This window comes from Methylophilus sp. VKM B-3414 (genome assembly GCF_032248435.1).
GTDB lineage: Bacteria > Pseudomonadota > Gammaproteobacteria > Burkholderiales > Methylophilaceae > Methylophilus > Methylophilus glucosoxydans.
Genome location: NZ_JAVTLI010000013.1, coordinates 302,629 through 317,441 on the forward strand (window position 1 = coordinate 302,629; position 14,813 = coordinate 317,441).

Sequence of the window (14,813 nt, forward strand, 5' to 3'; positions counted from 1 at the left end):
TGCATAAAAATAAATAGGGGGCGTGCATTGCTGACGCACTGCTCTTCCGAGTTATTTCTAGCTTGAAGTCAATCGATGACCGTAAAGCCAATTTTTATATGAATAATAAAATCCGTTTATAAGATTTTTTATTCACTATTTATGTAATCATTATCCCGCTAAAGATAAAGATCCAAATTGAATGTAAAACGTATTTTTATGGTTCTGTTTAAAGTCATTCAGGCATGAGGTTGTACAAACCCTGCCCAATGAAGTGCAGACACAAAAAAACGGCTGCCGAAGCAGCCGTTTCTGAAGATGACTTAGGTCAAAACTCTTCCCAATCCGAATTATCCGTGCCGGTTTTGGCAGTGACCCTGGTGGGACTCGCCGTCGCTTGAGCACGCTGGGGTTTATCCACATAGCCGGAGGGGGCTGGAACCGGTCGTCCCGAGCCATGCTGGGGCATGGTTCGCGGTGTTGAAGAAACACTCCCTTTGGCTTGAGACTTAGGTGAGGCGGTAAAGCCTGATCCCGCGCCCCTCTCAAGCTTGAACTGGCCGACCACATCCGCCAGCTGATTGGCCTGATCGACCAGGGATTCAGCCGCAGCGGCCGCTTCTTCAACCAGGGCTGCATTCTGTTGCGTGGTTTCATCCATGCTGGTCACTGCCTGGTTCACCTGATCAATGCCGGTGGTTTGCTCAATAGAGGCAGCAGAGATTTCACTGATAATGTCAGCCACGCGCTGCACAGAGGAGACCACCTCGTCCATCGTGCTACCGGCATTTTCAACCAGCTTGGTGCCTTCAGTGGTTTTATTTACAGAGTCTGCAATCAGTTCTTTAATCTCTTTCGCAGCACTGGCTGAACGCTGGGCCAGGTTACGCACTTCACCTGCGACCACGGCGAAGCCTCTACCCTGTTCCCCTGCTCGCGCGGCTTCTACCGCTGCGTTCAAGGCCAGGATGTTGGTCTGGAAGGCAATGCCGTCAATGACAGAGATGATATCCTCGATCTTCTTGGCACTTTCGTTAATCGCACTCATGGTAGCAACCACTTCATTCACCACCTGTCCACCTTTAACCGCGACACCAGACGCTGTCAGTGCCAGCTGGTTGGCTTGTTTGGCGTTGTCGGCATTCTGTTTAACCGTGGATGCCAACTCCTCCATACTTGCCGCCGTTTGCTCTAGGCTGGAAGCCTGTTGCTCGGTACGGGCTGAAAGATCAGCGTTACCGCTGGAAATTTCATTAGCGGCAGTGGTGATGGTTTCCACGGCTTCTGTCACAGCAATGATCGGCTCTACAATCATGTCCAGGGTGTGGTTCACGCCTTCAACAATTTTGCGGAAATCGCCTTTATGCTGGGAAGCGTCAGCCCGCACTGAAATGCGGCCTTCGCCTGCAGCTTCTGTTAAGCCGTTGATGTCACCAATCAACCCTTTCAGGTTTGCGCGAACTTGCTCAACCGTGTCGTTGATCTCGCCCTTTTTACCTGGCCAGCGCTGAAGCGGAATGTCGAAGTTACCTTCACCAAAGCCCTTCACGACCTGCATGGATTGCTGGTTCATTTCCAACAAGCCAGTCACCATATTGTTGACAGACTTGGCCAGCGTACTGAAATCGCCTTTAAACATATCGTCGCGTAGCAAAGCATCAATTTCACCTTGCTCATGCGCATTACTGACCCAGTTAACCGAATCAATCAAGCCTTTGAGGTTGCCGCCAATCTTCTTGACGCTCTTGTTGATAAACGCTTTTTCTCCAGGGAACTCCTTGATGGTGGCGGAGAAATTACCTTCACCAAACTGCAAAATACAATCAGTCACCGTTTTATTTTCTTCGATATATTCCTGCACCATGCCGTTCACCCCTTCAGCCAAGGCGCTGAAGTGGCCATTATATTTGGCAGGGTCAATAAAATAGCTGATATTGCCCTGACGATGGGCAGCAGACATCTGGTTTAAATCGGAAATGATATTGGTCAAATTGGCTCTGACTTGCTCAATATCGCGGTTGATCTCGGCTTTTTTCCCTTTGAATGTCTCAAGCGGAATGCCAAAGTCGCCATTGCCAAAGCCGTTGATCACAGCCATCACCTTGCGGGTCGAGGCATGTTGGTCATCCAGCATTTGATTGACCCCTTCGGCCATGTCTTTAAACATTCCTTGGTGTTGTGCACTGTGGATACGGCGATCAATCTCACCATTGGCTTGCGCATGCGCGACATCCTTCATTTCGCTGATGACTTTTAGCACATGTTGTCGCATGCGTTGTAGCTGGTAGGCAACACTGCCTTGGTCATGTTCAGCCAGCGGTACGGCAAAATCAGAATCTCCTTCGCCAATTTTTTTGGCAAACTCAGTGAGTTCCAACGGATCTGCACCTAACCGGTTAAGCAGGGATTTAGAGATTGAAATAGCCATCCATCCAGCGATAAGAATGGCAATCCCCAGTGCAATTTGCATCAGTATGGAAAACCCGGAAGCGACAGACTTGGCTTGCGCTGAAGCCGTTTTGTTTAATGCCTCCTGATAATCAATAAACTGGTTAATGGTTTTGAGCCACTCTACAAACAAGGGCTTGGCTTCACTCATTAACAGACTTTTCGCTTGCTCCTCATCACCTTCATGGCGTAATGCAATCACACGCTCAATCACCGGTAATGTTTTGGCTTCGATAGACTTGATGTGCGTGAGAATTTCTTTTTCATCTGCCGTAACAGCCGCATCCTCTTTAAAAATAGCATCCAGCTTGGCCGCACTCTCTTCATAAGCAACCGCCAATCGGCGGATATCACTGATGGACTTGTCCACTTCAGCACTGGATGCCTCCAGGGTCACATCACGTAAACTAATCGCCCGGTCATGCACGCTGCCGCGAAAGTTAATGGCATAGCGCTGCTTAACGCTGTTCACATCATTGATTTCGGTTAGCGTATCGTCGATTTCACGCACACGGTCAATCCCAATAACAGTTAATCCTGCCATCAGCAGAATCATGCTACCAAACCCGACCATCAGGCTTTTCTTTACTCTCATGTTTCCGAACATTTATCCATCCTCAGTATTTGCTTACGCCTATGCCAAATGCTTGTTTAAGATTACAAAAGTCAAAGACATGACTGTCTTCTGACGTGTCTTGCCAACACAAACACTTTTTTCCTTAATACTTTGCTATCTTGCAATTAGTCATCCATCAAGCATCGATTAAAGAAAGGCTTAAAACCTATCCTTTTAATGTCTTTGAAGGGATGTCCTTAAAATGCAAATAGCTCCCAAACCGAGCGCATAAAAAAAGCCGGCTGTTAAACAGCCGGCTTTTTATTTAGACGAATGGTTAGAACTCTTCCCAATCCGAATCGTCAGTGCCTGTTTTGGCGGACGGCCTTGACGTGCTCGGCGGAGATTTTGAAAACTGCGGTTTATCGACATAGCCTGAAGGGGCTGGCACAGCTCGGCCCGAACGCGAATCTGCACTTGGTCTTGGCGCTGAATATCCGCCACTACCAGAAGAGGATTTGAGCGTTGCAGTGAACCCTGTGTTGACTTTACCTTCCAGCTTGAACTGGCTAATCACATCAGCCAGCTGGTTGGCCTGATCGACCAGGGATTCAGCCGCAGCAGCGGCCTCTTCAACCAGTGCAGCGTTCTGCTGGGTGGTTTCATCCATGCTGGTCACTGCCTGGTTCACCTGGTCAATGCCGGTGGTCTGCTCGGTAGATGCGGCTGAGATTTCACTAATGATATCGGCCACACGCTGGACTGAGGAAACCACTTCTTCCATGGTGTTACCGGCATTCTCAACCAGTTTGGTGCCTTCGGTGGTCTTGTTCACAGAGTCGGTGATCAATTCCTTGATCTCTTTTGCCGCACTGGCTGAGCGTTGCGCCAGATTACGTACTTCACCCGCGACCACCGCAAAGCCTCTGCCCTGTTCCCCTGCTCGCGCGGCTTCTACCGCAGCGTTCAAGGCCAGGATGTTGGTCTGGAAGGCAATGCCGTCGATCACCGAAATAATGTCTTCGATCTTCTTGGCACTTTCGTTGATCGCACTCATGGTGGCAACCACTTCATTAACAACCTGGCCACCTTTGACGGCAACGCCTGAGGCGGTCAGCGCCAGCTGGTTGGCCTGTTTGGCGTTGTCAGCGTTCTGTTTCACGGTCGAAGCCAGTTGTTCCATGCTGGCGGCAGTTTCTTCCAGGCTGGAGGCTTGCTGCTCGGTACGCGCAGACAGGTCTGAGTTACCGCTGGAGATTTCATTGGCGGCCGTGGTGATGGTTTCCACTGCTTCGGTCACTGCAATGATCGGTTCTACGATCATGTCCAGCGTGTTGTTCACGCCTGCAATGATCTTGCGGAAGTCGCCATTGTGTTTGTCGACATCAGCACGCACGGTGATGCGTCCTTCTTTTGCGGCTTCGGCCAGTTGATTGGCGTCGTTGACGAGCAGGTTGACCGCTTCAATACAAGTATTGAGGTTGTTCTTGAGCTCGTTGAAGTCGCCATTGTAATGGTCGGTAATGCGCTCAGGGATGTCGCCTTTGGAAATGCGGTCTACGTAATTCGCAGCCACATTCAATGGTCCAATCACGGAATCCAGGGTGTTGTTGACGCCTTCGACGATCTTGCGGAAGTCGCCATTATGTTTGCTGGCATCGGCACGGGTGGTGAGTCTGCCATCGACCGCGGCTTGTGACAGCATGTCGGCATCGTTAATCAGCGCATTGACGGCGTCTATACACTGGTTGAGGTTGTCTTTAATGGTGTTGAAGTCACCATTGTAGTGGTCGGTAATCTTGGCCGGGATATTGCCCTTGGAGATATCGGACACATATTGGGCCGCCACGTTGAGAGGATCGATCACCGCATCCAGCGTCTCGTTCACGCCCTGGACAATCTTGCGGAACTCGCCCTGGTGCTGGCTCGCATCCGCACGGGTGGACAAACGCCCTTCTACGGCAGCATGCACCAGCTCGTCAGTATCATTGACCAGACGCTTGATATTGGTACGCACTTGCTCAATGGCTTCGTTCACAAAGGCTTTCTTGCCTGGGAATTGCTCCAACGGCATATCCAGATTGCCATCGCCAAACGCTTTCACCACTTCAATCGCACTGCGGTTCATGGCAATATGCCCAGCCACCATTTTATTGATCCCGGCGGCCATTTCTGCGTAGCCGCCTTTAAAGCGGTTTTGATCAACAGTGCAATCAATATCGCCTTCATCATGCTGCTGGCTGACATAGTTCAATGACTGTACCAGGCCATCCAAGGTACGTTGCAGTACACGGATAGAATAAGCAACACTGGTTTTGTCATCTTCAGGCAACACAATCTTCTGTGTCAGATTGCCCTCTACAAAGTTGCGTGCAATGACAGTTAAATCGGCAGGCTCCATACCCAATTGCTTAAACAGGCTGCGTTTGATATAAAAACCAATCGAAACCACGACAGCCAAGGAGAGGCCGGCAATCGCAATCAGCATCAACAATGCATTTTGCTTAACCTTCACCGCTGCAGCAGCGCCTTGTTTAGCAATCTCATTGTTGTAGGCACGATGTTCACGAATCGCTTTCTGAACATGCTCAATCACCGCCTGATTAGCCAGCAACACATCCCTGGCCTCTGTTTTCTTGTTAGAGAGCGAAAGCGTCAGCGCGCTGCTACCTAGCTCATCATAAGACTTGATCGCCTCATAGTCTTTTTGCAGTAACTGCTTGTCTTTATCATCGCTGATCAGACTGTCGTATTTTTTAAGTGCAGCCATCAGATCACCATGCACCTCAGCAACCTGCTTTTCAATCTGCTGCATTTTGACATTGTCTGTATTCAGCATATGCTGCCAGATCAAGCTATTTAATAGCTCAAACTCAGCGAGCGTGTCATCCAATGCCTCAATGCTGGGTGCCGCATTTTCATTGGCAACGTTGGTGTATTTAAATACACGATCAGTCTGAAAGTAGCTGAGCGTCGCTAGCGTAAATAGCCCCAGCGCTGCAACTGCAATCAGAATATACATTCTCTTCGCAATGGTCATAATTAAAACTCCAAATCCAGATTTTTATTCGCCTTTATCAGACTCTCGTTTATTTTGTAATACTCCAAACATATTTCATGCGCTAATAAACAAGCTTTTTACAGGTCTTTTCCTACTCAAGTTTTCATGTATTTTGCCGGGGCTACCGCTTGGCGATACGCATAAAAAATCCCCCTTTGCAGAGGGGGATTTTCAAAGCAAGAAATGCATTACTTCTTGGTTTTTTCAGCTTCAGCAACATCTACCTTTTTCTTCGATGCTGATGATTCAGCCACTGCGTCACCTTTCATGTGCGCTGCAGTCAATTCCGGGCTGCCCTCTTCGTAGCATACACGACCCATCATAGACACTTTGCACACTTCAGCCGCAAACAGCGGTGTTGCCAATGTTGATAATGCAATAATACTTAACGTTGTTTTCAAATGTTTTTTCATAAAGTCTCCATCAAATTATTAACCATGGTTTAGGTGGCTTTTCACTACCACTTATTGTTAATAACGACAGACCTTATGATTTCTTTAGTGTTGTTACAAAACAATTACAACTTTATTTTTAGCCATGCGTGCCGGTTCTGCGCATGACTTGATGCCCCGCTGTAGAACGGCCACTATCCACTTTAAAATGGCTGATCGCTTGAGCCAAATGATTGGCTTGATCCACCAAGGATTCAGCCGCCGCCGCCGCTTGTTCTACAAGCGCTGCGTTTTGCTGTGTGGTTTCATCCATACTGGTCACCGCTTCGTTAACCTGATCAATCCCCGTGGTCTGCTCAATAGAAGCTGCGGAAATTTCACTGATAATATCGGCGACCCGCTGTACAGAACTGACGACCTCCTGCATGGTGGTCCCTGCATGCTCTACTTGACGAGTACCTTCCGCCGTTTTATTAACAGAGTCCGTAATCAGCTCCTTGATTTCACGCGCCGCGGTCGAAGAGCGTTGTGCCAAATTGCGCACCTCACCGGCCACCACGGCAAACCCTCTACCCTGCTCACCTGCGCGGGCGGCCTCAACCGCCGCATTTAACGCCAGGATGTTGGTCTGGAAAGCAATGCCATCAATAACCGAGATGATGTCCTCAATCTTCTTGGCGCTTTCATTAATCGCGCTCATGGTTGCGACGACTTCATCTACCACTTCGCCCCCTTTGGCTGCAACACTAGAGGCTGACAGCGCCATCTGATTGGCCTGTTTGGCATTCTCGGCATTTTGTTTAACCGTAGAAGCAAGTTCTTCCATACTGGCCGCAGTTTCTTCGAGGCTGGAGGCTTGCTGTTCGGTACGGGCAGACAGATCAGAGTTACCGCTGGAGATTTCATTGGCTGCGGTCGTGATGGTTTCCACCGCCTCAGTCACCGCACTAATCGGCCCAACAATCAGATCCAGCGTATTGTTGATACCATCGATAATATTACGGTAATCGCCAGGGTGCCGCGCCGCATCCGCACGGACACTGATGCGACCATCTCTGGCGGCCTCGGCTAACATGCTAGTGTCTGTATTTAAGGCTTTCAAATTGGCACGCACCTGCTCGATGGTGTCATTGATAAAGGCTTTCTTGCCTGGGAATCTTTCCAGTGGAGTATCAAAGTTGCCTTCGCCCAGTCCCTGCATGCAGGCCATGGCTTTTTTCTTGACCGCAATGTGGCCGCCCACCATTTGGTTGATGCCACCAGCCATGGTGCGATAAGCGCCATCAAATTTAGTGACATCGATCTCAACATCAATGTCACCTGCATCGTGCTCGGCACTCATGTGGTTCATTTCAGCAATGAGGGTATTCAAGGCATCGATACACTGGTTCAGGTTGTTTTTTAAGGTATTAAAGTCACCCTGATAAGTATCCGTAATTTTTGCCGGGATATGCCCTTTAGAAATGTCTTCAACATATTTGGCGGCGACATTGAGCGGATTAATCAAGGCATCCAGAATCTGGTTAATACCTTTACCGATTTCAAGCACAAAGCCTTCAGGCAGTTTTCCCAGATCTACACGTTGTCTCAGGTTGCCCGCAGAAGCTTCACGCACCAAGCGGAAGACTTCTTGCTGACCAATGTCTTCAGCGGTTTTATCATCCCACTGCGTCATACGGCCCAGATATTCGCCCTTGGCGGTATACACTGAAACAATGGTCGCTTGAATTTTTTTGCCATAAGCAGCAAATTCAATCACCCGAGGTATCTTGGAAACTTCGGCAAATGCCGCGCGGTAAGCCTCAGGTAAATAACTGGAAATCGCATTCCCAAACATCTTTTCCAAGGTAAATCCTGGCTGTTCTTTGGCAATCTCTTCTACCAGTTGTTGCCAAAGGCTACGGGCCGCAGCATTCATATATTGCAATTGATGTTGACTGTCGCTGTAGGAAAAGGCGGTGGCACTTTGATCCAGCGCGGTTTGCAGACGACCCGCCTCTTCAGCCATTTTCCTAGAATCGTTGACATCAAAGCCCACCTTGATTTGCATGGACTTCAGTGTCTTCATCAAACTGCCAAATTCGTCGTTGCCACGCGTATCAATCTTGAGATTCAACTCGCCACCAGCCAAGCCTTCAATCGCATGTGCCATCACAGCCATCGACTTTTTCAGTTTTAGCGAGAAAATGCCGCCAGCCACCAATGCAGCCGCGATCCCCATCCCCATACCTACCCATGCGCCAGGATCATGACGATAAAAGCCCACTGAAGAAACAACAGCCACCGGGGTCAGCATAGCTGCTGACAGCTTGTAGAAAATCGGCAGGTCATGTACTTTTGCGGCCAGTTTTTCACCCCAGCCAGGTTGCGGGAGGTTGCCGTCACGCATCTGTTGATACAGTTTTTCAGCCTGCTCAATCTGTGCGCGGCTCACTTTATTGCGAACAGACATATACCCTATCACCTTAGCGCCTTCACGGATGGGGGCCACATTTGCTTCTACCCAGTAGTGGTCACCATTTTTACAGCGATTTTTCACCATACCGTTCCAGGGCTTCCCTGCTTTCACCGTCCGCCACAAATCCTCAAACGCCGCTGCTGGCATGTCCGGGTGACGGATAATATTGTGATTTTTACCTATCAGCTCCGCCTCACTGAAGCCGCTGATTTCAATAAACTCACGATTGATATAGGTGATGGCCCCTTTTAAATCCGTCTTGGACACAATAGAGGCATCCTCTTTGAGTTCAATCTCTTTTTGTGTCACGGGCAAGTTGATTTTCATAATCTGATCTCTTTCGATATTTTGTATTTTCACTAGGACGAAATTACAATTTTTACTTCTGCCTGTGAGTTTATTAGATTACGACTGCAACATAGATACCGAAAAAGCATGTGATCGCGTGTTAAATAGCAGATTTGAAAAAAGAAAAAGCCGACTTTACAGTCGGCTTCAATCAGAGTTTGCTAGGTCCTAACAACTCTTCCTCCACTCAATGGATCAATTGTAAGTACCTGTTCGGGATAGAGGTCGTGTGGCTTTGTTTTGAGTTGCTTCATACAGATTGAAATCAGCCACCAGATCAGACAATTGGCTGGCTTGTTCAACTAAAGACTCGGCTGCGGCAGCCGCCTCTTCAACTAACGCTGCATTTTGCTGCGTCACATCGTCCATGCTGGTGATGGCTTGGTTAACACTATCAATCCCTGAGGTCTGTTCAATCGAGGCTTCAGAAATTTCACTGATAATATCGCTGACGCGCTTGACTGACTGCACAATCTCCACCATGGTTTGACCGGCACCTTCGACCAGTTGTGCACCTTCCGTGGTTTTATTGACAGAGTCAGCAATCAGATCCTTGATTTCTCTGGCAGCACTTGCAGAGCGTTGTGCCAGATTACGCACCTCTCCAGCCACAACAGCAAACCCTTTACCTTGTTCGCCAGCACGCGCAGCCTCAACCGCCGCATTCAATGCCAGAATATTTGTTTGGAAGGCAATCCCATCAATCACTGAAATGATATCTTCAATCTTACGCGCGCTTTGACTGATCGCAGTCATGGTATCCACGACCTGATTCACTACTTCCCCACCACGCTCAGCCACTTTGGAAGCCGCCTCTGCCATTCGGTTGGCCTGCAATGCATTCTCAGCATTTTGCTTCACCGTTGCAGCCAGTTGGCTCATACTGGAGGAGGTTTCCTGCAAGCTGTGCGCTTGTCTTTCTGTGCGCGTAGATAAATCAACATTGCCCGTTGAAATTTCATTGGCTGCACTATTGATCGTGGTGGTGGCCTCTTTGACTTGCAACAGAATTTCAGACACACGGTCCATCAAGCGATTGATACCGTTGGACAAACTAAGTATCTGATCCGTTTTACCATGCAAGTCTATGCGTGCGGTCATGTCTCCGTGCTGTGCCGCTTCCAGTAATTGCTCAGTAGATAGCACGGCCTCCATCAAGCCTGTTTCAGCACGTTTCTGCTGAGTAATATCTGTTGCAAACTTCACTACCTTGATGGGTTTGCCATGCTCATCCAGCACAGGGTTATAACTCGCTTGGAGCCAAATTTCCTGGCCGTGTTTATCTATCCGCTTAAACACACCCTGCATGAATTCGCCGCGACCAAGGCGATGCCAAAACTTTTTATACTCCATTGAATGACGCTCTTCCAGTGGCATAAACATACTGTGATGTTTGCCAATCAGTTCCGCCGCTTGATAACCCACGACTTGCATGAAATTTGCGTTCACTTTAGTAATATGACCATCCAGCGAAAACTCTATCGTTCCTAATGAGCGTTGGATAGCGGTCATTTGCCCTTGGTTATCGATATCACGCAGGCGCTGCTCAGTCACATCAATCGCATACTTGACAATTTTGTAGGGCTTGCCATTCAAGTCTAAAATCGGATTGTAGCTGGCTTGCAACCATAGTGGGTTGCCATTCGCCGCGACACGTTGATAAACACCCGCTTGTGTGTTTCCTTGAGCCAGCTTTTGCCAAAATTGCGCATACTCAGCGGATTGTTTAACGTCGCTTGGAACAAACACTTTATGATGCTTGCCCACAACAGCGCTTTTCTGATAACCAACAGTATTTAAGAAGTTATCATTGGCATCCAGAATATTGCCTTGCAGGTCAAACTCAATCACAGCCATGATTTGCCGAATGGCGGACAACTGGCTGGCCAAGTCTAAGTCTCGCGCCTTTTGCTGTGTGATATCAGTAGCAAATTTAATGATCTTCAACGGCTTGCCGTCACTGTCTAAAATAGGATTATAGGTCGCCTGTAACCAGACCTCTTGTCCATTTTTCGCAATGCGTTTGTAGATCCCCGATTTAAACTCACCTCTGGCAAGATCTTGCCAAAATCTGATGTAGTCCGAGGAGCTGGCTTCTGAGTGTGGCATGAAAATTCGATGATGTTTACCAACCACTTCAGCAGCATCGTAACCGGTCACCCGCGCAAAGTTCTGATTCAATGCCAGAATCGTACCATCCAGCGAAAATTCAATGACTCCAAGCACCCGGTTTAAGGCATCAATTTGGCCTTGGCTCTCAAGCTCACGTGCCTTAAGCGCGGTGATGAGACTAAAATAGTTGACGATTTTAACCACTTGCCCGTCTTGGTTTTTTAACGGGATAAAGCTGCCTTCAATCCAATCTTCGCGGTTTCCTTTGCTTAAGCGTTTAAATTGGCCCGTCTGAGCCTCTCCTTTGCAAAGCTTTTGCCAAAACTGCTTATGCTCTGGCGCATCAAGGTTTCCCAATGGCAGGAACATGCGATGATGCTGACCGAGCACTTCGTCACGCGTATAACCGGTTAAGTCTAAAAATGTTTGATTGGCATCAAGCACGTTCCCATCTAGGTCGTACTCGATCATCGCCACGACGCGATGGAGGGCCTCCATCCTGTTCAAGCGTTCTAGATCCAAATCACTGAGTTGAGAATGATGAGATCCAGTCATCCATTGCTTGAGTATGCCTAGCCAGGTTCTCATTGTATTTCTACCTTCAAAATGGCAAAGCCCTGCAACAGGACTTTGAAATCACAACTTTTTACCACAGAGGATAACCGCTCAATAAGGAGGCCCACAATTTCAGGCCTTCAATTATTTTTTCTATCATTGCAGGACATCTGATCATGTTGCACCTCCTTGTATTGAGCGCTCACATTAAAACTCTTCCCACTCTTGGTCATCCGTACCGGTTTTTGCGGCTTTGACTGGCGCATGATTGACCGCAGCTACCGTCGGTTTGGCTTTGCTTACCGCAGGTGCGGCCGCCACTTTGCTTGTCATCGTCGGGCGGCTGACAGCACTGCTCTGGCTCACGCCACGTAATTTAAATCGATTCACGGTATCCATCAGCGTCGCAGCCTGCTCTACCAGCGATTCTGCTGCCGCAGCGGCTTCTTCAACCAAGGCAGCATTCTGCTGTGTGACTTCATCCATGTGATTGACCGCGTCATTCACCTGGTTAATGCCTGAGCTTTGCTCTGCAGACGCCGCGGTGATTTCACTCATGATGTCGGTCACACGTTGTACGGAAGTGACCACCTCATGCATGGTTACACCGGCACTTTCCACCAGTTTGGTGCCTTCAGTGGTTTTGCTGACAGAGTCAGTAATCAGTTCCTTGATCTCTTTGGCAGCACTGGCGGAGCGTTGAGCCAGGTTACGTACCTCACCAGCGACCACGGCAAAGCCTCTACCCTGCTCACCTGCACGGGCAGCCTCAACTGCGGCGTTCAATGCCAAAATGTTGGTCTGGAAGGCAATGCCATCAATGACAGAAATAATGTCCTCAATTTTGCGCGCACTTTCGTTGATCGCGCTCATGGTGGTCACTACATTGCCAACGACATCGCCACCACGAAGCGCCACTTGTGAAGCCGCTTCAGCCATTTGGTTGGCCTGGCGGGCATTTTCGGCGTTCTGTCTAACGGTTGATGCCAGTTCTTCCATGCTGGAAGCTGTCTCTTCAAGGTTAGAAGCTTGTTGTTCAGTTCGGCTGGACAGATCATTATTGCCACTGGAAATTTCATGGGCTGCCGTATTAATCGTTTCGCCCGCTTCACGCACACGTAACAAAATATCGCTAAACGTATCCAGAAGCTGGTTAATGGCTTCCATCGTTTTGACGGCAGAACCTTTTGCACGATTCGCATCCAGTCTGGTAGACAAATCACCATCCACGGCATTTTCAACCACAGATTTCATTTCGTTTTCAAGACGTTTTTCCTCGGTCAAATTAACCCATTCCACCACGCTGCCAATACGTTCGCCTTGCTCATCAATGAGAGGATTTGCAGTCAGTCTGAAAAACATCTGGCCAATCGGTAATTCAGCGATATGCTGGCCCTTCAGGCTTGCCAGTAAATTGCGTTGATGCGCAGGTCTTTTGTGGAACAGATCAAAGTTCTGCCCAATCAACTTGTCTGGGTCAAAAGATGGGAAGATGGCTCTGAACGTATCAGCAGCCTCGCGCATTAAGCTCAAGGTTGTTGGATTCATATAGGTAATGACACCATCGTTATCCGCAACCATCAAGTTGTTAGAGGAAGACTCCAACGCTTGCTTGATCATCGAAGCTTCTCTGGACTTTTCTTTTTGCTGTTTGTCTGCCAGCACTGCTTTGGTGATGTCAGTAGCATATTTAACTACTTTCATCGGCTTACCATCTAACCCTAAAATGGGGTTATAAGATGCCTGCACCCATATATCCTTACCATTTTTAGTATAGCGATGATAAACCCCTTCATCGTACTGACCGCTACTTAACTTTTCCCAGAAAACTTTATACTCAGGGCTATTCTTGTAACGCTCACTAACAAAAATGCTATGGTTCTTACCAACCACCTCAGCCAGTGAGTACTCTGTAAGTTTTAGGAAGTTGTCATTGGCATGCAAAATATTGCCTTGGAGGTCAAATTCAATGACTCCCTGTACCTTGTTAATCGCAGCCACCTTACCCTGAAAGTCAATTTCTCGCTGCTTTTCTTCAGTAATACAGTACGAATAGACTTTGACCTTGGCTAATTGGCCGCTCGCATCTGGGATAGGCACATAGCTGGAACTAAACCAGTACTCTTTGCCAGACTTTGCCACTCGGCAGATTTCCAGTTTTGCATTCTGCCCCTTGTTCAACTTTTCCCACATTTGCTTGTACTGATCGCTTTGTGCGGTAGAAGCCTTGAGCAACATGGACACATGCTTGCCGATCACCTCTTCACGGCGAAACTCAAGCGGGGTCAGAAAAACATCATTACATTCGAGAATATGTCCTTGCAAGTCACATTCCATGACACCAAAACATTGGTTGAGTGCGTGCTCTTCCTCTTGCAGGATGATGTTGCGCAGCTTGTCTGCTGTAATGTCTGTCAGGTAAGCAACCACTTTGCGCAGCTGGTTGCCTTGCATCACTGGGGCGTAATACCCTTGAAACCAGACATCCTTGCCCTCTTTGTTGATCAGTTTAAAGCTACCCACTTGCGATTTGCCACTGCCTAAGGCACTCCAGAATTGTTCATATTCTGGTTTTTCTGTATCAACACCAGCCAACAGGGCGCGATGATGCTTGCCGACCAGCTCATTGGCTGCGTATTTTAAAGAGTGGCACAGATTCTCGTTCACATGGCTGATTTCACCCTTGTCATTTAACTCAACAATGGCACGTGCCTTGTTGATTTCTGACTTCAGGGCACTAAATTCAGCCACCTGATTCAACACATTCTGATAGCCCCTTGTGTTTGCTGCCAATTTGTTGATGATTGTAGAAAACATGGTTGTTACCCCTTGCAAAAGATCTCTATGAAACGAGTTGCAATTTTTATAATAATTATTGTGTCAATGCTTTAATTGCATTCTCTC

6 protein-coding genes are annotated in these 14,813 nt (G+C 48.2%); all 6 read right to left on the reverse strand.

All coding sequences use genetic code 11. The annotated features are described in order from the left end of the window. Window positions 1-307 precede the first annotated feature (307 nt). Window positions 308-3,022: a methyl-accepting chemotaxis protein gene (locus Q9292_RS14145; RefSeq protein WP_313989221.1), complete on the reverse strand. Its 2,715-nt coding sequence runs from the start codon at window positions 3,020-3,022 to the stop codon at window positions 308-310. Between the two features lie 298 nt (window positions 3,023-3,320). Next, on the reverse strand, window positions 3,321-6,023 hold the full coding sequence (locus Q9292_RS14150) for a methyl-accepting chemotaxis protein (protein WP_313989223.1): 2,703 nt from the start codon (window positions 6,021-6,023) through the stop codon (window positions 3,321-3,323). Between the two features lie 209 nt (window positions 6,024-6,232). After that, window positions 6,233-6,457 (reverse strand): hypothetical protein, encoded by a 225-nt coding sequence (locus Q9292_RS14155; RefSeq protein WP_313989226.1) that lies wholly within the window; start codon window positions 6,455-6,457, stop codon window positions 6,233-6,235. Window positions 6,458-6,575: 118 nt separating this feature from the next. Next, complete coding sequence (locus Q9292_RS14160) at window positions 6,576-9,221, reverse strand: methyl-accepting chemotaxis protein (RefSeq protein WP_313989229.1); 2,646 nt, start codon at window positions 9,219-9,221, stop codon at window positions 6,576-6,578. A 216-nt stretch (window positions 9,222-9,437) separates the two neighbouring features. Next, window positions 9,438-11,942 (reverse strand): PAS domain S-box protein, encoded by a 2,505-nt coding sequence (locus Q9292_RS14165; protein ID WP_313989231.1) that lies wholly within the window; start codon window positions 11,940-11,942, stop codon window positions 9,438-9,440. A gap of 174 nt (window positions 11,943-12,116) precedes the next feature. Then, window positions 12,117-14,726 carry a methyl-accepting chemotaxis protein gene (locus tag Q9292_RS14170; protein WP_313989234.1) on the reverse strand — a complete coding sequence of 870 codons (2,610 nt, stop codon included), beginning with the start codon at window positions 14,724-14,726 and terminating at the stop codon, window positions 12,117-12,119. Window positions 14,727-14,813 lie beyond the last annotated feature (87 nt).

What these genes read in the sequence shown, in the direction of transcription:
- Q9292_RS14170 (WP_313989234.1), bottom strand. Translation starts at nt 14,726, where the DNA reads ATGTTTTCTACAATCATCAACAAATTGGCAGCAAACACAAGGGGCTAT.
- Q9292_RS14145 (WP_313989221.1), bottom strand. Translation starts at nt 3,022, where the DNA reads ATGAGAGTAAAGAAAAGCCTGATGGTCGGGTTTGGTAGCATGATTCTG.
- Q9292_RS14155 (WP_313989226.1), bottom strand. Translation starts at nt 6,457, where the DNA reads ATGAAAAAACATTTGAAAACAACGTTAAGTATTATTGCATTATCAACA.
- Q9292_RS14150 (WP_313989223.1), bottom strand. Translation starts at nt 6,023, where the DNA reads ATGACCATTGCGAAGAGAATGTATATTCTGATTGCAGTTGCAGCGCTG.
- Q9292_RS14165 (WP_313989231.1), bottom strand. Translation starts at nt 11,942, where the DNA reads ATGAGAACCTGGCTAGGCATACTCAAGCAATGGATGACTGGATCTCAT.
- Q9292_RS14160 (WP_313989229.1), bottom strand. Translation starts at nt 9,221, where the DNA reads ATGAAAATCAACTTGCCCGTGACACAAAAAGAGATTGAACTCAAAGAG.